This window comes from Achromobacter sp. Marseille-Q4954 (assembly GCF_943737025.1).
GTDB lineage: Bacteria > Pseudomonadota > Gammaproteobacteria > Burkholderiales > Burkholderiaceae_B > Achromobacter > Achromobacter bronchisepticus_A.
Genome location: NZ_CALSFQ010000001.1, coordinates 1,337,567 through 1,356,016, shown reverse-complemented (window position 1 = coordinate 1,356,016; position 18,450 = coordinate 1,337,567). Strand labels below are relative to the sequence as shown.

Below are 18,450 nucleotides of genomic sequence, written 5' to 3'. Positions count from 1 at the left end.
CATGTCTAAGGGTGAGGGACTCAAGGGTGGGCTGCAATCGCGCCACATGACGATGATTTCCATTGCGGGGGTCATCGGCGCAGCCTTGTTTGTGGGGTCGGGCAAGCAGATCGCGCTGGCCGGACCAGCGGTGATCCTGGCCTATCTGGGCGGCGGGATCCTGGTGTTTCTGGTCATGCGCATGCTGGGCGAGATGGCCGTGGCCCAGCCCGATACCGGTTCTTTTTCGACCTACGCGGATCGCGCTATCGGGCGCTGGGCGGGTTTCACCATCGGTTGGCTGTACTGGTACTTCTGGGCGCTGCTGATGGGTTGGGAAGCCTATGTCGCGGGACAGATTCTGCATGGCTGGTTCCCCGTGGCGCCCAATTGGGTCTACGCACTGCTCCTGACGCTAGGGTTGATAGGCGTCAACTTCATGAACGTCAGGAACTACGGGGAATTCGAGTTTTGGTTCGGCCTGATCAAAGTGGTGGCCATCGTCCTGTTCCTGGTGGTCGGCACGCTGGCGGTTGTGCACCTGTGGCCCTTCGGCGATGCCGGCGGCATGTCCAATCTCACCGATCGGGGATTCATGCCCAATGGGCCCGGCGCCGTGGTCACCGCATTGCTGGGCATCATGTTCGCCATGATGGGCGCGGAAGTCGTCACGGTGGCGGCGGGTGAGACCTCCGAGCCCGGCGGCCAAATCGTGAAAGCCATCCGATCGGTGGTCTGGCGGATCTGCCTGTTCTATGTAGGGTCCATCTTTCTGGTGGTTTGCCTGGTGCCCTATGACACTCCCGCGCTGGTCGACCCGACGCGCGGCAGCTACAACGTGGTGCTGGACGCGATGGGCATTCCGTACGCGCAGCTGATCGTCAACGCCATCGTGCTGACCTCGGTTTGCAGCTGCTTCAACTCGGCGCTGTATGTCTCGTCGCGCATGCTCTATTCGCTGGCCCGCCGTGGCGACGCGCATCGCATCATGGCTGTCACTGGCGCTTCCTCGGGCGCGCCGTACGTGGGCGTGGTCATATCCAGCGTGTTCGCATTCGTTGCCGTCTACATGATGGCGACGTCCTCGATGGACCTGTACGACGTCCTCATGCAAACCACGGGCTGCGTGGCGCTGTTTGTCTACCTGACCGTCGCATGCTGCCAACTGCGAATGCGGCAACGCCTGCAGGCTCAGGGAGTCGAGCTGAAGTTCAAGATGTGGTTGTTTCCCTGGCTGACGTGGGCGGTCATCCTGTTCATCTGCGCAGCCTTGCTGACGATGGTGCTGGAGGGAACGTATCGCCAGGAGGTGGCGTACACCTCCGCGCTGGGCGCTGTAATCGTCCTGATGGGCGTGGCGGCGCAGCGCTTCGGCATTGGCGGGCCGAAGGCCCAGGAGCCCGCGGCGCGGAGGATTCCAGGACAAGGCTTGAACGGCCTGAGCGAGGCCGCGGCGCTCAAGCCTTGACGCGGCATGAATGGCCGCAGGCTTGCGGCTATTCCGGCAGCAGGCCGTGGTACTTCTTGCCCAGCGCCACGGTGGCCTGGAACATGCCGGCCTTGCTGCCGCAGTCGTAGCGCACGCCTTCATAGCGGTGCGCATACACGGCGCGCTCGCGCATCAGCGAGGCGATGCCGTCGGTCAGCTGGATCTCGTTGCCGGCGCCCATCTTGGTCGAGCGCAGGTGGTCGAAGATCGCGGCTTCCAGCACGTAGCGGCCCACCACGGCGAGCGTCGACGGCGCGGCTTCAGGGTCGGGCTTTTCGACGATATGGGTGACGCGTTCCGTGCGGCCGTTGGCGCTGGCATCCCCCTGGCGGGTGGCCACGATGCCGTACTTGCGGGTGTCCACGCGCGGCACGTCCTGCACGCCGAGCACGCTGGCGTTCTGCGCCACGGCCACGTCGATCAGCTGCTTCAGCGCGGGCTGTTCGGCGTCGATCAGGTCGTCGGCGAGCAGCACGGCAAAGGGTTCGTCGCCCACGGCAGGCGCGGCCGACAGCACCGCATGGCCCAGTCCCAGCGGGGCCGACTGGCGGATATAGAGGCAATTCACATGCGCGGGTAGAATGCCTCGCACCATGGCCAGAAGCTCGTGCTTGCCCTTGCTTTCCAGGTCCGATTCGAGTTCCGGCGCGGAGTCGAAGTGGTCTTCGATGGCGCGCTTGTTGCGCCCCGTCACGAAGATGAGGTCGGTGATCCCGGCGGCCACGGCTTCTTCCACGGCGTATTGGATCAGCGGCTTGTCGACCACGGGCAGCATTTCCTTGGGCATTGCCTTGGTGGCGGGCAGGAAGCGCGTACCCATGCCGGCGACAGGGAAAACAGCTTTACGGACAGGACGCATTGAGACCTCGTTGGGGCTATCGATGAAACATTTTAAGCGCATCGCTATCATAGGCTTATGAACCGCAGGAAAATGCCATCCATTTGCTCGATTGCGAAACGGGGTGCAATCGTCGGGCTGTCCGTGGCCCTGGCCGTGCCCGCCATCCCCATCGCCGCCTGGGCGCAGCCCGTAGGCCTGCCCTCGATGGGCGCGGCCTCCGCCGCTGAACTGTCCCCCGCGCTGGAACGCAGCCTGGGCGAAGCCATCATGGCCCAGGGGCGGCGCGACCCGACCTATGTGGACGATTCCGAACTCAGCCAGTACCTCACCACCATGGGGCGCAAGCTGGCGGCCTTCGCGCCCGGCGCGGTCCCCGAGGTCGAGATGTTCGGCGTGCGCGACCCCGAAATCAACGCCTTCGCCATGCCCGGCGGCTTCATCGGCGTCAATACCGGGCTGATCGTGGCTTCCGCCAGCGAATCCGAGCTGGCGGCGGTGCTGGCCCACGAAATCGGCCACGTCGTGCAGCGCCACATCGCCCGTGGCATGACCCAGCAGAACCAGAACAGCATGGTGATGCTGGCCAGCCTGGCGGGGGCGCTGCTGGCGGCCCTGGCCGGGGGCGGCGGCAACCTGGCGATGGGCGTGGCGGCATTCGGCCAGGCTGCGGCCATCAACCGCCAGCTGGGCTTTTCGCGCGACGCGGAACGCGAAGCCGACCGGGCAGGGCTGCAGATGCTGACCAAGGCGGGCTACGACGCCGAAGGCATGGCGCAGATGTTCGGGCGCCTGATGAACGCGTCGCGCCTGAACGAAGGCGCGGGCGGCGGCTCCTGGGCCAGCACCCACCCGCTGTCCATCGAGCGCATGTCGGACGTGCAGAATCGGGTGCGCAACCAGTCTCCCGTGGCGCGCCACGTGGATAGCGACGACTTCTGGTACATACGCGCCAAGATGCGCGTGGTGCAGGGCCGCGACGCGGTCAGCCTGCGTACCGCCGGCCAGCAATTGCAGGACGAGGCCCAGGCGCTGTCGGGCGTGCGCAAGTCGGCCGCCTACTACGGCCTGGCGCTGCAGGCGTTCCAGCGCAACAACCTGGCTGATGCCGAGCGCAACTGGAGCCTGGCGTCGGCGGACGGCCGCAGCTCGGCCCAGCTGGCCAAGCTCAGCGTGGATATTGCCCTGGCCCGCAAGGAGTACCCCCGGGCGCTGGAGCTGGCCCAGGCCGGCACCAAGCGCTGGCCCGGGCATCGGGCCCTGGGCATTGCCTATGCCCAGGCGTTGCAAAGCGTCGGCCGCCACACGGACGCGCAGGAGTACCTGCGGGCCAAGATCAAGCAATGGGGCAGCGACGAACCCAGCCTCTACCAGATGCTGGCGCAGAGCGAAGACCGCAATGGCAAGCCGGTGGCTGCGCGCCGCGACCAGGCGCGCTACTACGTCATGACTGGCGCATACGCCGCCGCGGAGTCGCAGCTGCAGCAGGCGCGCAACATGTCCACCGACTTCTACGAGCAGTCGCAGATCGACGTGCAGATCAAGGAAGTGAAGGACAAGCTGGCCGAAGAGCGCCAGTTGCTGGAACGCTTCAAGTCGGGTTGAGCGCCGGGCAGGGCGCCGCTGCGACCTACTGGCCAGTTTCGAAGAAGCGTCCCAGCCGCTGCGGCAGCCAGTTCAGGTGGGCGGGGAAGCTGCCGGTCGGAAAACCGGCATGTCCCCCATCCGTGGGCTGATGCAGCAGGACGGTGGACGAGCATTCCTCGGGCGTCGGCAGCGAGGCTGCCGGCACGAAGGGATCGTTGCGGGCATTGAGCACCAGTGTCGGCACGGATATCTTCGGCAGCCAGGGCTTGCTGGACGCCCGCGTCCAGTAATCCAGCGCATTGCGAAAACCGTGCATGGGCGCGGTGTAGGTGTCGTCGAACTCGCGCAGATCATGCGCATGGGCGATGCGCATGACGTCCACGGCGCCGGGATAGCGGTGCGCCTTCTCCAGCACCTTGTGCTTGAGCGTCTTCAGGAAGTGGGCGGTGTAGACCCTGCGGTTGAACACGCCGGTGGACAGCGTCTTGCCGCAGGCCACCAGGTCCAGCGGCACGGACACGCCCGCGCAGGCCGTCAGCCAGCCGGTGTCCTCCTGGTGTTCGCCCAGGTACTTGAGCAGGGCGTTGCCCCCCAGAGATACGCCGACCGCATGCCAGCGCGCATGTGGAATGCGCTGGCGCACGGTATTCAGCATGAAGCCGACCTCGGCCGAATCGCCCGAGTAGTAGGCGCGCGCCAGGCGGTTGGGCACGCCCGAACAGCCGCGGAAATGCGCGATCACCACGATCCAGCCGCGCGCACGGAAGTGATGCGCGATGGACTGCGCATAGCGGCTGTTGCTGCCGCCTTCCAGGCCGTGGAACAGGATCAGGGCCGGCGTATCGGGCGTATGCGGCAGGGACTTCCAGTCCGCATCCGTCATCCACCGGGCCGCGGCGGTCTTGCCATTGGCGACCGGACGCTGACCGCTGACGGGCGCGCCGTCGGCGGACTTGTGCGGGAACAGGCCCGGACCGGTCCAATCGAAGTCGACGAAATCGGTGTCGGGCGTGTCTACCCGTTCGCGCACGAATGCGATGCGGTGATACTGCGCGAACAGGGCGGCGTAAACCGTCTGGCTGTCGCCTCCGGGCAACCAGGAGGGGACGGGGCAGGGCGTTGTATCAAGACGAGCAGCGGCCAACTAAAAATCCACCCGATTCAGTGCAGCATGTCGGGTACGTCGTGCAAGTCGAGCACCCCGGCTTCCGTGGGCGCCGGCGAGGCATGGTGCATGACCATGCGCCAGCCGGTGGGCCCCTTGTGGTAGATGTTGGTGGCGTAGCAATTGGCGAATTGCGTGCCTTCCCGCGTTTGCACCGCCACCTGTTCCACCAGCACGTGCACCGCGCACATCATGCTGAGCATGACCAGCGGACGCAACGGACGCACATGCAGGGGGCCGTTGGCCAGCACCTGCTGCCAGGAATCGTGCACCGCCGAGTGGCCGACGATGCGCAGGCCCCCCGGATGGATGCAGACGACTTCCTCGTCGTCTGCCCACACTTGCATCAGGCGTACGACGTCCGCCTGGTCGAGGGCTTCGTAGAACGCGTGCTCTGCTTCTTCGGGCGTGGCGAACATGGCGGCGGAAACGGGTGGACGTTGTAGAGCGGGTGACTCAGTGCCCGTGGCCGTGCAATACGGTGCCGGGCTTCAAGCGGTACTCGGCGCCACAGTAGGCGCAGCTGGCGGAGCCGGTGCGGGCCACGTCCAGGAACACGCGGGGATGCATGCTCCAGAGCGGCGCCTTGGGGCCCGGACAGAACACGGGCAGGTCGTCGGCGCCGACCTCGATGACTTCGTGGGGGTGGGGGACGGCGGCCGGAGCAGCAGCGGTCATGGATATTCCTGAAAAAAAACCGGTAATCGGCAGGTTGGGGCAATGATGCGGCCAGGTCAGGGACCGGACCGCGCGGATCAGACTTTACTCAGCCAGTGATGGTACTTCGGGTTGCGGCCATTCACCACGTCAAAAAATGCTTTCTGCAGCCGCTCAGTGATCGGGCCGCGCTGGCCGGAGCCGATCTGGCGGTTGTCCACTTCGCGGATGGGCGTCACTTCGGCGGCCGTGCCGGTGAAGAACGCCTCGTCGGCGATGTAGACGTCGTCGCGCGTCAGGCGCTTGGTCACTACGCGCAGGCCCAGGTCGGCGGCCAGCGCATGGATGGTGGAGCGGGTAATGCCAGTCAGGGCGGAGGCGATCTCAGGCTCGCAGAGCACGCCGTCCTTGATGATGAAGAGGTTTTCGCCGGAACCCTCGGCCACGAAGCCTTCCGTGTCCAGCAGCAGGGCTTCGTCGTAGCCGTCCTGCAGGGCCTCGGTATTGGCCAGGATCGAATTGGCGTAGGTAGTTGCCACCTTGGCGCGCGGCATCGTGACGTTCACGTGCTGCCGCGCGAATGACGACACCTTGACGCGGATGCCCGCGGACAGCGCCTCTTCGCCCAGATAGGCGCCCCAGGGCCAGGCCGCGATGGCCACGTGCACCCGGGCGCCCTTGGGCGAGACGCCCATTTTTTCGGGGCCGTAGAACACCAGCGGGCGCAGGTAGCCGGCTTCCAGCTGGTTCTCGCGCACGACCGTCCGCTGCGCCTCGTTGATCGTGTCGCGATCGAAGGGCATGGGGATTTGGTAGATGTGCGCCGAATTGAAGAGGCGGTTGGTATGGTCTTCCAGGCGGAAGATGGCTGTGCCGATCTCGGAGCGGTAGGCGCGCACGCCTTCGAATACCGACAGGCCGTAATGCAGGGAGTGCGTCAGGACGTGCGTGGTCGCGTCTCGCCACGGTACGAGCTTGCCGTCATACCAGATGAAGCCGTCGCGGTCTGCCATCGACATGGTCTACTCCCAAGCGCCCAAGAATCCCGAGGTCCATATTGTATCAAGCAGCGAGGTTACAATACGCGCCTATTCGCGCCCCGGCGCGGCGCCGCCAGGCCCGCGCGTACTGATCCCGGCGGGCGAACGGGTTGTCGTGCGTTCCTTTTCCTTAGAGTTTCCATGTCGTCCTGTCCGAATCGCCAGGGGCCAGCCGTTGTCCTCTGAATCTGCGCTTCCTGAATCCGAAGACCCCGTCGCGGTCCGCCAGGAGCGTATCGCTGCATTCCGGGCTGGCGTGCACGCCATCGTGCCCGCCCTGATCGCCACCGCCACTTGGGGGCTGGTCACCGGCGTGGCCATGGTCAAGTCGGGCTTGACCGAGACCATGGCGCTGGCCATGACCCTGCTGCTTTACGCGGGTTCCGCCCAGCTGACCTCCCTGCCACTCATCGCCACCGGCGCGCCGCTCTGGCTGATCTTCGCCGCCGGTTGCGTGGTGAACCTGCGTTTCCTCATTTTCGGCGCGGCGCTGCATCCCTATTTCCGCCACCTGTCCTGGCCCAAGCGCCTCGGGTTGGGGTATTTCACGACCGACATGGGCTTCGTGTTGTTCATGCCGCGCTTTGGCGATGCGGCCGTGCGCGGCACCCGCGAGCAGCTCTGGTTCTTCCTGGGCGCCATCGCGCCCGGCTGGTTCGTCTGGCAGACCTCGTCCATTGTCGGCATCTACCTGGGCTCCATGGTGCCCACGGACTGGTCGCTGGACTTTGCCGCGGTGCTGGCGCTGCTGGCCATCACGGTGCCGCTGGCCAACACCAAGCCCATGCTGATTTCCATGCTGGCTGCCGGCGTGGTCGCCTGGACCGGGCAGGTCCTGCCGCTGCGCCTGGGCCTGGCCGCCGCCGTGGTGGCGGGCGTGGTCGCCGGCATTTGGGCCGAACGCTACTTCAAGGCCCGCGCATGACCCTCTGGCCCGCCGAGATCTACGTCTATTCCGCCATTCTGCTGTTGGCGCTGTGCAGCGTGCTGACGCGCGCCGGCTTCATGCTGTTCGGCGATTACATCCCCCTGCCGGAAGGCGTGCGCCGCGCCTTGCGCTACGCGCCCGCCGCCGCCCTGACCGCCATCATCGTGCCCGACCTGCTGCCGTGGAAGGCCGGCCTGGGGCCGGTGTTCGACTACAAGCTGGTCGCGGGCGTGCTCGCCATCCTGGTATTCCTGCGCACCCGCAGCGCGGTGCTGGTCATCATCGTCGGCATGCTGGCGCTCTGGGGCCTGCGCTGGCTGGCCGGCTGAAGGTTGTTGCCAAAACGTCCATCCAGTGGACGCTGCTGGTATGCCCGGCGGGCGCTTGCTGACAGCCGGCGGAAGGCCTTTGCAATGCCTTTCAGAAGGCGAGTGGACCGTGTGGTAATGCGGCTGCGCTAAAATCATGTTATCCACAGCAATCCGGGCCTGGTACTGCCCTCATAAGTATCGAATCCAGAATGCGCCGCCTGGCCTGCAACGCAGGATGCGGATTGCGCGTGTTCAGACTGTTCCGATGCATATGTAGTGCAGTGCGCGTAGCACTCTCGTTTTGTTCTTTTTCACTGGTCCCGGTATCTGCCTAACCCTGATGACTGAATCCACTCAATCCGTAGCACCTGCCGCTGACGCACCCGCGCCGACGTTCACCGATTTCGGGCTGCACCCTCTGCTGCTGCAGTCCATCGCCGAAACCGGCTACACCACGCCCACGCCGATCCAGGCCCAGGCCATTCCCGTCGTGGTGGAAGGGCGCGATGTCATGGGCGCCGCGCAGACCGGCACCGGCAAGACGGCCGCCTTCACGCTGCCCATCCTGCACCGCTTGATGCCCTTGGCCAACACCAGCGCATCGCCCGCGCGCCATCCGGTGCGCGCGCTGATCCTGACGCCCACGCGCGAACTGGCCGACCAGGTCTACGAAAGCGTCAAGCGCTACAGCAAGCAGACGCCGCTGCGTTCGGCAGTTGTTTTCGGTGGCGTGGATATCGGTCCGCAGAAGGAAGCCCTGCGCCGCGGTTGCGAAGTGCTGGTGGCCACGCCCGGCCGCCTGCTCGACCACGTCGAGCAAAAGAACGTGAACCTGAGCCAGGTCGGCATCCTGGTGCTGGACGAAGCCGACCGCATGCTGGACATGGGCTTCCTGCCGGACCTGGAGCGCATCATCCGCCTGCTGCCCGCGCAGCGCCAGGGCCTGCTGTTCTCCGCCACGTTCAGCAATGAAATCCGCAAGCTGGGCCGCTCGTACCTGAATCAACCGGTCGAAATCGAAGTCGCGGCGCGCAACGCCACCGCCAACACGATCACCCAGATCGCCTACAAGATGCCCAGCGACGCCAAGCGCGCCGCGGTCGTGCATCTGGTGAAGTCGCGCGGCCTGAACCAGGTCATCGTGTTCTCCAACACCAAGATCGGCACGGCGCGGCTGGCCCGCGACCTGGAGCGCGACGGCGTCAAGGCCGAATCCATCCACGGCGACAAGACCCAGGCCGACCGCATGAAGGCGCTGGAAGCCTTCAAGGCCGGCGAACTGGAAGTGCTGGTGGCCACCGACGTGGCCGCGCGCGGTCTGGACGTGGCCGGCGTGCCTTGCGTCATCAACTACGATCTGCCGTACAACGCCGAAGACTACGTGCACCGTATCGGCCGCACCGGCCGCGCCGGCGCATCGGGCGAGGCCATCGCCTTGTTCACGCCCGACGAAGAGCGTTTCCTGCTCGACATCGAAAAACTCATCAAGCGCGAAGTGCCGCGCGGCACGCTGGATGTTCCGGCCGATCTGGTCGCCCGCAGCCACCGCCGCAGCGACGAGCGCCGCGGTTCGTCGTCGCGTGAAGGCCGTGAAGGCCGCGAGGGTCGTGAAGGCCGTGACAGCCGCGGTGACCGCGGCCGCTCGTCCGACCGTCGTTCCAGCTATTCGTCCGGCGCGCCGCGCCAGCCCGTGGATGATTTCTTCCTGAAGCCCTACGAGCCCTCGGCGCCGTCCGCGCCCGCCGAAGAGCCGGCGCCCAGGAACAATGGCGCATCCTCCGGGCCGAAACGCCAGATCGCCGTCCTGCTGGGCGGCAGCCGCAAGCCCTGAAAGGCGCCGGCATGAAAAAACCCGCAAGCCTGAGGGCTCGCGGGTTTTTTTATGGCTGGAGCGCGTGACGCCTGCTGCGGCTCAGGCCGCCAGCAGGCGCGGCAGGTCCGGCAACGCGGTGGCGACCGCAGGGCTGTTTTCATTCAGGCTTTCGAGCAGGCGTTCGAGGTGGCCGATGTGCGGCAGCATGGGGCCGTAGAACACCACCCGCGATCCGATCTGCACCAGCAGCGTGGGGAAATTCTCCACGTCTTCGTCGCCCAGCAGTTCGGCGTGGTCCTCGATGTCGATCCAGGCGAAGACATGCCGCGGCATGGCCTGGGCCAGCGCTTGCAGCTTGGGCTTGTATTGCTCGCAGGTGTCGCACCAGGCCGCGCAGAAGCAGGCCACCAGCCAGGCGTCGGGCGATGAGCCCAACCGCGCGCGCAGCGTGGCCAGGTCGGTATCGGGTACAAGTAGGGACATGTGGGCAGATGAAGGCGTGTTTGACTATCATACCCGGGATGTCTACCCCCTCATTCTTCCTCCATGACTGCTTTGCGCACTGATTCCGCCACGCCCGACAACGGCCGATTTTCCGCTGCCGGGGCCGGCGCCGTCAGCGTCGGCCAGGCGTTCAAGCGCGCCCTGGTGTCCCAATGCCATCCCTCCATGCTGTTCGCGGTGCTGCTGCCGTTTCTGATCGCGCTGGTGGGGGCCCTGTTGCTGCTATACCTGTTCTGGACGCCGCTCAACGAATGGCTGGCGGCCGAGGCGGCGCGCTGGGACTTCGTCAACCGGGCCGAGGACTGGATGCTGGCGATGGGGCTGTTCTCGCTCAAGGTCTACATGATCCCCGTGATCGCGGTGGCCATTCTGTTGCCGGTATCGGGCATCCTGGGCCTGGCGATTGCCGCCGTGTTCGTGATGCCGCTGGTGCTGAACCATGTCGGCAAGCGTGAATACGTCAGCGTCACGCGGCAAGGCAAGCACGCGACCGCGGTCAGCGTGTGGAACGCGATCTGGGTATCGCTGGCCTTTGCCGCGGGCTGGCTGCTTACGCTGCCGCTGTGGCTGGTGCCGCCCATGGCCATCGCGTTGTCGATCTTCTGGTGGGCGTTCGCGTTTTCGCGCATGATGCGCGTGGACGCCATCGTCGAACACGCCAGCCCCGCCGAGCGCAAGCTCATCCTGGAACGCAACAACGGCGGCTTCTGGACCATAGGCCTGATCTGCTCGCTGTTGAACTTGTTGCCGCCCGCGTGGGTCATCCTGCCGGTGTTCTCGGCCCTGGTCTACGCCCACTACGGTCTGGAAGCGCTCAAGCGCTTGCGCGAGGACCGTGTCATCGACGTCTGAACCGCGTCATCCCTCTCAACTTCTGGAATCGGACATGGCCGCAGAATCCGCCGCCCGCCGCATTGGCCTCATCATCGTAGGGGACGAAATCCTCTCGGGCCGCCGTCAGGACAAGCATTTTTCCAAGGTCGTCGAGCTTCTGGGCGCGCGCGGCATGCAGCTGGGCTGGGCCGAAATCGTGCCCGACGACCGCGACACCCTCATCGCCACCTACAAGCGCAGCTTTGCCACCGGCGACGTGGTGTTTTCCTGTGGCGGCATCGGCGGCACGCCCGACGACCACACGCGCCAGGCCGCCGCAGCCGCGCTGGGCCTGCCGCTGGCGCTGCACCCGGAGGCCGAAGAGGCCATCGCGCTGCGCACGGCCGAGATGGCCGCAAAAGGGCAGGGCACGGCCGACATGAGCGCGCCGGAAAACCAGCAGCGGCTGCAGATGGGCGTGTTTCCGGAAGGCTGTGAGATCGTCCCGAACCCCTATAACCGCATTCCCGGCTTCTACATCAAGGACCACACCTTCGTGCCGGGATTTCCCGTCATGGCCTGGCCCATGCTGGAATGGACGCTGGACACGCGTTATCGTGCACTGCAGCATGTGCACGCCCACGCGGAGCATTCCTTCCTGGTATTCAGCATGCCCGAATCGCGCATCACGCCGGCCATGCAGACCGTGGAAACGCGCTGGCCGGGCGTGCGCGCGTTCAGCCTGCCCAGCGTGGGCGAGGCCGGCGGCACCCCCCACATCGACCTGGGCGTGAAGGGCGAACCGGCCGCAGCGGCCGAAGCACTGGAGTATTTGCGGGCCGAGGTGCTGCGTCTGGGCGGCAAGCTGGCGCCCCCGCCAGCAGCATGAAGACAGGGCCGCACCCGAGGTGCGGCCTTTTTTTTGATACAAAAAGCGGTTGCCAAACGCGCCAGTAAATTTCACAATACGGGAAAGAACTGTTTGCTGCGATGCCGCAAGTCCGGTTCCCGAAGGTGGGGCCCTACAGGCGGCGCAGCTGTCCTCGTCCCCCTTTCCATGTCCCGTCTCCCCACTACCCGCAATGCCCTGGACGCCGAGACCGAAGGCGCCTCCCATCCCATCGCCATCCAGGTGATCGAGCGCGCCATGCGCCTGCTCGACGCCCTGGCTGCGCAGCCGGATCCGGTAACGCTGAAAGAACTGTCCGCGACCACCGGCCTGCATGCGTCCACCGCGCATCGCATCCTGAACGACCTGGTCGTGGGCCGCTACGTCGAACGCGTCGACAACGGCCTGTATCAGCTGGGCATGCGCCTGCTGGAGCTGGGTTCGCTGGTCAAGGGGCGCCTGAACGTGCGCGAGGCGGCCATTTCCGCCATGCGTTCGCTGCACAAGCTGACCGGGCAGACCATCAACCTGTCGGTCCAGCAGGGCGACGAGATCGTCTACATCGAGCGCGCCTGGAGCGAACGCTCCGGCATGCAGGTGGTCCGCGCCATCGGCGGTCGCGCGCCCTTGCACCTGACCTCCACCGGCAAGCTGTTCCTGTCCACCGCCGATGCGCGCCAGGTGCGGGCCTACGCGCTGCGCACCGGCCTGGCCGGCCACACGCGCAACAGCCTGACCGACCTGGACCGCCTGGAGCGTGAACTGGCGCTGGTGCGGCGCCATGGTTATGCGCGCGACAACGAAGAACTGGAACTCGGCGTGCGCTGCATCGCCGCGGGCATTTTCGACGACACCGGCAAGCTGGTCGCCGGCCTGTCCATTTCGGCCCCCGCCGAACGCCTGCAGGACGACTGGATCAAGGCGCTGGTCGATACCGCCGCCAGCATCTCGGAAGCGCTGGGCTACGAGCCCTCCGTTTCGACCGGCTTCAACGGCCTGGGCATGGCCGCGGAAGCTCTGCGCCCGTAATCCCGCGCAGGCCCGCAAAAAAAGAAAAGCCCCGAAAGGGGCTTTTCCTTTGCATGCGCCGCAAGGGCGCATGGTTTGGGTTACTGCTGTTCGACGCCAGCCTTCTTGAACAGTTCGCCCCACTGCGGGACTTGCTGCTTGACCTTGGCTTCCAGGGCTTGCGGGTTCGCTTCGGCCGTCAGCACCGTCGCGCCCAGCTGCTTCATGCGTTCCTGGAACTTGGGATCGGCCAGGCCGGCCTGCAGGCTCTTGACCAGCTTGTCCACGACGGGCTTGGGCGTGCCCTTCGGCACCCACATGCCATGCCAGATGCCCACTTCGAAGCCCTTGTAGCCGGATTCGTCCATGGTCGGCAGGTTCGGCAGCGTGGGGACGCGCTTCAGGCTGGTGACGGCGTAGGCCTTCACCTTGCCGCTGTCGATCTGCTGGGTGGTGTTGGTGGTCTGGTCGCAGAGCAGGTCCACCTGCTTGCCCAGCAGGTCGTTCATGGCGGGCGCGGTGCCCTTGTAGGGGATGGTCAGCAGCTGTACGCCCAGGGCCTCGACCAGCATGGTGCCGCACAGATGGCTGGCGGCGCCGATGCCGGCGTTAGCCAGGGACACCTTGTCCTTGTTCTGTTTGACGTACTCGGCCAGTTCCTTGATGTTGTTGGGCGGGAAGTCCGAACGCGCGATGATGGTCATCGGCACGTCGACCACCAGGCCGATGGGTTCGAAGCTCTTGTAGGGGTCGTACCCCGGATTCTTGTACAGCGAGGGCGCCGTCGAGAAGCCGGCGTGCATCAACAGGACGGAGTAGCCGTCAGGCTGGGCGCGCGCCACCTGGGTCGTGCCGATGGTGCCACCGGCGCCGCCCTTGTTCTCGACCACGACCGTCTGGCCCAGACTCGGCCGCATGGCTTCCGCGAGCGAACGCGCGACGTTGTCCGTCGGGCCGCCGGCGGCGAACGGCACCACCATGTTGATGGGGCGATCCGGGTATTCGGCTTGGGCGGCGCCGGCTGCGAGCATGGCGCTGGCCGCGAGCAAGGCCGAAAGCGTGCGGGGGATGAGGGTCATGGAGTCTCCAATTGCAGGGTTTTGCTTGCTGCGATTTCGTTGTTGCGCGCTGACTTATGGGTTTATTTGTCTGTCATCAGCGTGAAAGCAGTTTAGAAAACAATTGATACGACGTCACTTCGGGTATTTCCCGAATCCTGGGAAACCTTTGTGCTGGATCAAACCCGGGACAAAGCATGCACCGTCAAAGTGCAATTCTTTGTTGCGTCGCACAAAAACTCCTTGACAAGGATTTTTCCCGGCCTAGAATGTCAATTGTGCAGTGCATCAAACGGGCCGGCGGTAGCTTGTAGTACCAGTTTCCGCGCACGTTTCTATAGTTCGTCGCAGACAACCATTCCTTACTTGCCGGACAGCCTCCGGCTACCCATGGAGCATCCTATGAGCGCTATCCCGCAACAAGTCCTGGACCGTCAAAAGGCCAGCATCAACACCATCGTGGCCGCCCAGTCGGCCGTGTTCGCCGGCTTCGAAAAGCTGGTCGAACTGAACCTGAAGGTCGTTCGCGCCACCCTGGACGAAGTCGCCCAGAAGTCGCAGCAAGCCGCTGAAGTCAAGGATCCGCAGGAAGCCGCCGCTTTCGCCTCGGGCCTGCTGCAGCCGGGCGCTGAAAAGGCCATGGCTTACACCAAGCATGTGTACGACATCGTTGCCGGCGTGCAGACCAGCCTGGTCAAGCTGACCGAAGACCAGATCGCCGAAGGCCAGCAGCAGCTGAGCGAAGCCGTCGACCAGTTCTCCAAGAACGCCCCGACCGGCTCCGAAAGCGCCGTTGCCCTGATCAAGTCCTCGCTGGCCACCGCGACCAGCGCCTACGATTCGATGACCAAGGCCGCCAAGCAGGCCGCCGAAGTCGCCGAGTCGAACCTGAATGCCGCCGCCAACGCGACCTTCAAGGCTGCCACGGATGCCGCCGACGCAGCGACCAAGGTTGCCAGCCGCAGCCGCCGCAGCGCCTAAGTTTTTGGCGCGCAGGGCTGCGCAAACCGCAGTTATGTAGTACTGTTGAGTGACAGAGCAGAGCTGGAATTAGGGCCACCCACCGGGTGGCCCCTTTTTTTGCCTGCTTTTTTCGCTGCGGCCGGCGGATGCCGGCCGTGCTTGCCTAGCGCGCCACGGCGCGCACGCACTCGCCCACCAGCGCCGGGCCGCGGTAGATCAGGCCGGTGTAGAGCTGCACGGCGTCGGCGCCCGCGTCCATCTTTTCGCGGGCCTGGCGGCCCGACATCACGCCGCCCACGCCGATGATGGCCAGGCTGCCGCCCAGCTTCTCCTTCAGGCGGCGGATGACCGCCAACGACAATTCATGCACCGGGGCGCCCGACAGGCCGCCTGCTTCCTCGGCATGCGGCTGGCCGGTGACGGCGTCGCGCGAAAGCGTGGTGTTGGTGGCGATGACGCCGTCGATGCCATGGCGCGGCAGCGTCTCCGCGATGGAATCGATCTGCTCGTGCGTCAGGTCCGGGGCGATCTTCACCGCCATGGGTACGCGCCGCTGGTGCTTGTCTTCCAGCATGCGGCGCTTATCCGCCAGTTGCGCCAGCAGGGCCGACAGCTCGTCGCCGCCTTGCAGTGCGCGCAGGTTCTTGGTGTTGGGCGAGGAAATATTCACCGTCACGTAGTCGGCATGCGGATATACGCCTTCCAGCCCGATCAGGTAGTCATCCGCGGCGCGCTCGATGGGCGTGTCCGCATTCTTGCCGATATTCAGCCCCAGGATGCCGCCTTGCTTGCGCCAGGTGCTGCGCTGCACATTGGCCAGGAACGCTTCCAGGCCCTGGTTGTTGAAGCCCAGCCGGTTGATCAGCGCATTGGCGCGCGGCAGCCGGAACATGCGCGGCTTGGGGTTGCCCGGCTGCGCGCGCGGGGTGACCGTGCCCACCTCGATGAAGCCGAATCCCAGGTTGCCCAGCGCGTCGATATAGGCGCCGTTCTTGTCCAGGCCCGCGGCCAGCCCGATCGGGTTGGCCAGCTGCAAGCCCATCAGCGTGCTCGGCGCCTTCGGCTGCGCGTGCATGAGCTTGCGCGTGGCGCCGCATTCATAGGCGCGCTGCAGGCCCGACAAGGTGACTTCGTGGGCGGTTTCCGCGTCCATGGCGAACAGCGCCGGGCGGGCCAGGGGGTAGGCGTGGAAGAGGATAGACATGGGGCGGAATTGTAGAGCGAATTTTGCCGGCCCTGCGCCGCCCCCAGGCGCTCCAAAGGAGGGGTGGATCAGGCGGGCGGCAACGCGGGCTGCTCGCCCCACACGCCGTCGACCAGGAACTGGGCCGGGTGGAAGCTGGATTTGTACGACATCTTGCGGCTGTCGGCGATCCAGTAGCCCAGGTACAGCCAGGGCAGGTTCAGCGTCCGGCATTGTTCGATCTGCCACAGGATGCTGTAGGTGCCCAGGCTGCCGGCAATGTCGGGATCGTAGAAGGTGTAGACGGACGAGAGGCCGTCGTCCAGCACGTCGATGATGGACACCATGACCAGCTCGCCCGTCTCGTCGCGGAACTCGACCAGACGGGTGTTGACGCGGCTGGTAAGCAGGAATTGCGCATATTGCGTGCGGCTGTCCTCATCCATGCCGCCGCCCGGATGGCGGCCCTGCTGATAGCGCGTGTAGAGCCGATAGTGCTCGGGCGACCAGGCCAGCTCGGCCACGAACGACTGCAGAGCCTGGTGGTCGCGCCAGGCGCGGCGCTGGCTGCGATTGGGCGCGAAGCCCGCCGTATCCACCCGCACCGGAATACAGGCGTGGCAGTTGTCGCAATGGGGCCGGTAGGTGAACAGCCCGCTGCGCCGAAAGCCCTGCTCCACCAGTTGCGAATACGTGCCTGCGTTGATCAGATGACCGGGCGCGGCGACCTGCGACCGTGCCTGGCGACCCGGCAGATAGCTGCAAGGGTACGGAGCGGTGGCGTAGAACTGCAGGGTGGAGAAGGGGAGTTCTTTGAGCTGGCTCATCGGAGGTCCCGCAATGCGGCGGCAGGCCCGCAAGGGGAGTGGCTACATATTAACGCCGAACCCCGGACCCGATGCTGTGTCGGGATGCAAGCGGCCGGCGCTGTCCAGCGTGCCCCGGGCCCACGCGACGGCGGGCTGTGCAGTGGCAGTGCGCACATGCTGCAGGAAGGCGGCGCGCGGGATAGGGCGCGCGCCCAGGCTGGCCAGGTGGCGCGTCTGCTGCTGGCAGTCGATGCGTTGCACGCCTTGCGTGGTCAGGTAGCGCACCAGATAGGCCAGCGCAATCTTCGATGCGTTGGGCGCGCGGGTGAACATGGATTCGCCGAAGAACATGCGGCCCAGGCTGATGCCGTAGAGGCCGCCGGTCAGTTCGCCGTCGATCCAGGTTTCGATGCTGTGCACGTAGCCGGCCTCATGCCAGGCGCGATAGGCCTGCTGCATGGCGGCGGTGATCCAGGTGCCGGGCTGACCGTCGCGCGGCGCGGCGCACTGCGCCATCACCTCCGCGAAAGCGGTATCCACGCGCACCTGCACGCGCGGCGCCGCGGACTGCTCCTGGCTGGCGATCTGCCGCAGCAGCTTGCGCAGCGAATGCGAGGGAGCAAAGTCCTTCACGGCCAGCACCATGCGCGGATCGGGGCTCCACCACAGAATGGGCTCGCCCTCGGAGTACCACGGGAATATGCCGTTGGAATAGGCCTCGATCAGCCTGGGCGTGGACAGGTCCGCGCCCGCCGCAAGCAGGCCGTCGGGATCCGCAAGCGCAAACTCCGCGGGCGGAAAAGGGGTGTCGACGGCGAGCCAGGGGAGTTTCAACGGTGCGATTCTAGGGTGTAGTGGTGGGGGGGATACACGCCCAGCTTGCGGTCTTCGAAGTAGTGCCGCAGCGTCGTGGCCACGGTGCGGAACGCCAGGTCGTCCCAGGGGATCTCGGACTCGTCGAAAAAACGGGCCTCGAGGCTTTCGGGACCGGGGTCCAGCGCGTCCGACAGCGCGTCCGCCAGGTAGAACACGTGCACCTGGTCGATCTGCGGCAGGTCGATGATGGTGTAGAGCTCGCCCAGCTTGATGCGCGCGCCGGATTCCTCCAGCGTTTCGCGGGCGGCGCCCTGCGCCGTGCTTTCGCCCAGCTCCATGAAGCCGGCGGGCAGGGTCCAGGTGTTGTAGCGCGGCTCGATCGCGCGCCGGCACAGCAGGACGCGGTTGTTCCAGACCGGCACCGTGCCGACCACCAGCCTTGGGTTCTGGTAGTGGATCGCGCCGCAGTGATCGCAGATGTCGCGTTCGCGGTTGTCGCCTTCGGGAACCCGGCGGCTGATGGGCGAGCCGCATTGGCTGCAGAAATGCGAACGGCGCGGCGCGGGGAAGTATTCGAGGGGCGATTTTGCGGTCATGGGT

20 protein-coding genes are annotated in these 18,450 nt (G+C 65.8%); 9 read left to right on the top strand and 11 right to left on the bottom strand.

From position 1 onward, the window contains the following. The first annotated feature begins 1 nt into the window (after position 1). Positions 2-1,447, top strand: coding sequence for an amino acid permease (locus NGK62_RS06365; RefSeq protein ID WP_118932894.1), 1,446 nt, complete (start codon positions 2-4; stop codon positions 1,445-1,447). 28 nt (positions 1,448-1,475) lie between these two features. On the opposite strand, the gene galU is transcribed toward NGK62_RS06365, so the two are convergent. Further along, positions 1,476-2,327, bottom strand: a complete 852-nt coding sequence (gene galU, locus NGK62_RS06360; RefSeq protein WP_059371638.1) for a UTP--glucose-1-phosphate uridylyltransferase GalU — start codon at positions 2,325-2,327, stop codon at positions 1,476-1,478. A gap of 57 nt (positions 2,328-2,384) precedes the next feature. Here galU and NGK62_RS06355 point away from each other — a divergent pair, with 57 nt between their 5' ends. Beyond that, positions 2,385-3,911: a M48 family metalloprotease gene (locus tag NGK62_RS06355; RefSeq protein ID WP_059371639.1), complete on the top strand. Its 1,527-nt coding sequence runs from the start codon at positions 2,385-2,387 to the stop codon at positions 3,909-3,911. Positions 3,912-3,936: 25 nt separating this feature from the next. Here the strand turns inward: NGK62_RS06355 and NGK62_RS06350 are convergent, their stop codons facing one another. The 4 genes from NGK62_RS06350 to NGK62_RS06335 form a co-directional block, all read right to left on the bottom strand. After that, the gene (locus NGK62_RS06350; RefSeq protein ID WP_118932892.1) at positions 3,937-5,037 is read right to left on the bottom strand and encodes a YheT family hydrolase; all 1,101 of its coding nucleotides are present in this window, start codon (positions 5,035-5,037) and stop codon (positions 3,937-3,939) included. A 17-nt stretch (positions 5,038-5,054) separates the two neighbouring features. After that, complete coding sequence (locus tag NGK62_RS06345) at positions 5,055-5,477, bottom strand: YybH family protein (protein WP_054449940.1); 423 nt, start codon at positions 5,475-5,477, stop codon at positions 5,055-5,057. Between the two features lie 37 nt (positions 5,478-5,514). Further along, a complete protein-coding gene (locus tag NGK62_RS06340) occupies positions 5,515-5,736 on the bottom strand; it encodes a zinc-finger domain-containing protein (RefSeq protein ID WP_059371641.1) in 222 nt (73 codons plus the stop codon). A gap of 77 nt (positions 5,737-5,813) precedes the next feature. Continuing rightward, positions 5,814-6,734: a branched-chain amino acid transaminase gene (locus tag NGK62_RS06335; protein WP_059371642.1), complete on the bottom strand. Its 921-nt coding sequence runs from the start codon at positions 6,732-6,734 to the stop codon at positions 5,814-5,816. A 196-nt stretch (positions 6,735-6,930) separates the two neighbouring features. Between NGK62_RS06335 and NGK62_RS06330 the strand changes: the two genes are divergently transcribed. The 3 genes from NGK62_RS06330 to NGK62_RS06320 all read left to right on the top strand — a co-directional run bounded on the left by NGK62_RS06330 (position 6,931) and on the right by NGK62_RS06320 (position 9,825). Beyond that, on the top strand, positions 6,931-7,680 hold the full coding sequence (locus NGK62_RS06330; RefSeq protein WP_059371643.1) for an AzlC family ABC transporter permease: 750 nt from the start codon (positions 6,931-6,933) through the stop codon (positions 7,678-7,680). Beyond that, on the top strand, positions 7,677-8,012 hold the full coding sequence (locus NGK62_RS06325) for an AzlD domain-containing protein (RefSeq protein ID WP_054449947.1): 336 nt from the start codon (positions 7,677-7,679) through the stop codon (positions 8,010-8,012). Before NGK62_RS06330 ends, NGK62_RS06325 begins: the two co-directional genes overlap by 4 nt. Positions 8,013-8,334: 322 nt before the next feature. Further along, positions 8,335-9,825: a DEAD/DEAH box helicase gene (locus NGK62_RS06320; RefSeq protein ID WP_118932890.1), complete on the top strand. Its 1,491-nt coding sequence runs from the start codon at positions 8,335-8,337 to the stop codon at positions 9,823-9,825. Between the two features lie 81 nt (positions 9,826-9,906). Here NGK62_RS06320 and NGK62_RS06315 read toward each other — a convergent pair whose 3' ends face one another. Beyond that, positions 9,907-10,290 (bottom strand): thioredoxin family protein, encoded by a 384-nt coding sequence (locus tag NGK62_RS06315; protein WP_059371644.1) that lies wholly within the window; start codon positions 10,288-10,290, stop codon positions 9,907-9,909. 63 nt (positions 10,291-10,353) lie between these two features. Between NGK62_RS06315 and NGK62_RS06310 the strand changes: the two genes are divergently transcribed. The 3 genes from NGK62_RS06310 to NGK62_RS06300 all read left to right on the top strand — a co-directional run bounded on the left by NGK62_RS06310 (position 10,354) and on the right by NGK62_RS06300 (position 13,042). Next, a complete protein-coding gene (locus NGK62_RS06310; protein WP_054449954.1) occupies positions 10,354-11,163 on the top strand; it encodes an EI24 domain-containing protein in 810 nt (269 codons plus the stop codon). A 34-nt stretch (positions 11,164-11,197) separates the two neighbouring features. Next, positions 11,198-12,013 (top strand): competence/damage-inducible protein A, encoded by an 816-nt coding sequence (locus tag NGK62_RS06305; RefSeq protein WP_059371645.1) that lies wholly within the window; start codon positions 11,198-11,200, stop codon positions 12,011-12,013. A 168-nt stretch (positions 12,014-12,181) separates the two neighbouring features. Beyond that, positions 12,182-13,042, top strand: coding sequence for an IclR family transcriptional regulator (locus NGK62_RS06300; RefSeq protein ID WP_059371646.1), 861 nt, complete (start codon positions 12,182-12,184; stop codon positions 13,040-13,042). A gap of 80 nt (positions 13,043-13,122) precedes the next feature. Here the strand turns inward: NGK62_RS06300 and NGK62_RS06295 are convergent, their stop codons facing one another. Beyond that, the gene (locus tag NGK62_RS06295; protein WP_059371647.1) at positions 13,123-14,100 is read right to left on the bottom strand and encodes a tripartite tricarboxylate transporter substrate binding protein BugD; all 978 of its coding nucleotides are present in this window, start codon (positions 14,098-14,100) and stop codon (positions 13,123-13,125) included. A gap of 381 nt (positions 14,101-14,481) precedes the next feature. Between NGK62_RS06295 and phaP the strand changes: the two genes are divergently transcribed. Continuing rightward, positions 14,482-15,060 carry a TIGR01841 family phasin gene (phaP, locus tag NGK62_RS06290; RefSeq protein ID WP_059371648.1) on the top strand — a complete coding sequence of 193 codons (579 nt, stop codon included), beginning with the start codon at positions 14,482-14,484 and terminating at the stop codon, positions 15,058-15,060. 145 nt (positions 15,061-15,205) lie between these two features. Here the strand turns inward: phaP and NGK62_RS06285 are convergent, their stop codons facing one another. The 4 genes from NGK62_RS06285 to NGK62_RS06270 form a co-directional block, all read right to left on the bottom strand. Beyond that, positions 15,206-16,246 (bottom strand): quinone-dependent dihydroorotate dehydrogenase, encoded by a 1,041-nt coding sequence (locus NGK62_RS06285; RefSeq protein WP_059371649.1) that lies wholly within the window; start codon positions 16,244-16,246, stop codon positions 15,206-15,208. 68 nt (positions 16,247-16,314) lie between these two features. Continuing rightward, positions 16,315-17,052 (bottom strand): arginyltransferase, encoded by a 738-nt coding sequence (locus NGK62_RS06280; protein WP_251877751.1) that lies wholly within the window; start codon positions 17,050-17,052, stop codon positions 16,315-16,317. Between the two features lie 42 nt (positions 17,053-17,094). Next, positions 17,095-17,868: a leucyl/phenylalanyl-tRNA--protein transferase gene (gene aat, locus NGK62_RS06275; protein ID WP_251877750.1), complete on the bottom strand. Its 774-nt coding sequence runs from the start codon at positions 17,866-17,868 to the stop codon at positions 17,095-17,097. Then, entirely contained in the window at positions 17,865-18,446 is a 582-nt protein-coding gene (locus tag NGK62_RS06270; RefSeq protein WP_059371652.1) for an NUDIX hydrolase, read from the bottom strand. The genes aat and NGK62_RS06270 overlap by 4 nt, the downstream gene beginning before the upstream one ends. Between the last annotated feature and the right edge of the window lie 4 nt (positions 18,447-18,450).

Coding starts and splice junctions, on each gene's coding strand:
- NGK62_RS06355 (WP_059371639.1), top strand. CDS start 2,385: ATGAACCGCAGGAAAATGCCATCCATTTGCTCGATTGCGAAACGGGGT.
- NGK62_RS06280 (WP_251877751.1), bottom strand. CDS start 17,052: ATGAGCCAGCTCAAAGAACTCCCCTTCTCCACCCTGCAGTTCTACGCC.
- phaP (WP_059371648.1), top strand. CDS start 14,482: ATGAGCGCTATCCCGCAACAAGTCCTGGACCGTCAAAAGGCCAGCATC.
- NGK62_RS06365 (WP_118932894.1), top strand. CDS start 2: ATGTCTAAGGGTGAGGGACTCAAGGGTGGGCTGCAATCGCGCCACATG.
- NGK62_RS06320 (WP_118932890.1), top strand. CDS start 8,335: ATGACTGAATCCACTCAATCCGTAGCACCTGCCGCTGACGCACCCGCG.
- NGK62_RS06270 (WP_059371652.1), bottom strand. CDS start 18,446: ATGACCGCAAAATCGCCCCTCGAATACTTCCCCGCGCCGCGCCGTTCG.
- NGK62_RS06340 (WP_059371641.1), bottom strand. CDS start 5,736: ATGACCGCTGCTGCTCCGGCCGCCGTCCCCCACCCCCACGAAGTCATC.
- NGK62_RS06315 (WP_059371644.1), bottom strand. CDS start 10,290: ATGTCCCTACTTGTACCCGATACCGACCTGGCCACGCTGCGCGCGCGG.
- NGK62_RS06300 (WP_059371646.1), top strand. CDS start 12,182: ATGTCCCGTCTCCCCACTACCCGCAATGCCCTGGACGCCGAGACCGAA.
- NGK62_RS06335 (WP_059371642.1), bottom strand. CDS start 6,734: ATGTCGATGGCAGACCGCGACGGCTTCATCTGGTATGACGGCAAGCTC.
- NGK62_RS06305 (WP_059371645.1), top strand. CDS start 11,198: ATGGCCGCAGAATCCGCCGCCCGCCGCATTGGCCTCATCATCGTAGGG.
- NGK62_RS06310 (WP_054449954.1), top strand. CDS start 10,354: ATGACTGCTTTGCGCACTGATTCCGCCACGCCCGACAACGGCCGATTT.
- NGK62_RS06325 (WP_054449947.1), top strand. CDS start 7,677: ATGACCCTCTGGCCCGCCGAGATCTACGTCTATTCCGCCATTCTGCTG.
- NGK62_RS06285 (WP_059371649.1), bottom strand. CDS start 16,246: ATGTCTATCCTCTTCCACGCCTACCCCCTGGCCCGCCCGGCGCTGTTC.
- galU (WP_059371638.1), bottom strand. CDS start 2,327: ATGCGTCCTGTCCGTAAAGCTGTTTTCCCTGTCGCCGGCATGGGTACG.
- NGK62_RS06345 (WP_054449940.1), bottom strand. CDS start 5,477: ATGTTCGCCACGCCCGAAGAAGCAGAGCACGCGTTCTACGAAGCCCTC.
- NGK62_RS06295 (WP_059371647.1), bottom strand. CDS start 14,100: ATGACCCTCATCCCCCGCACGCTTTCGGCCTTGCTCGCGGCCAGCGCC.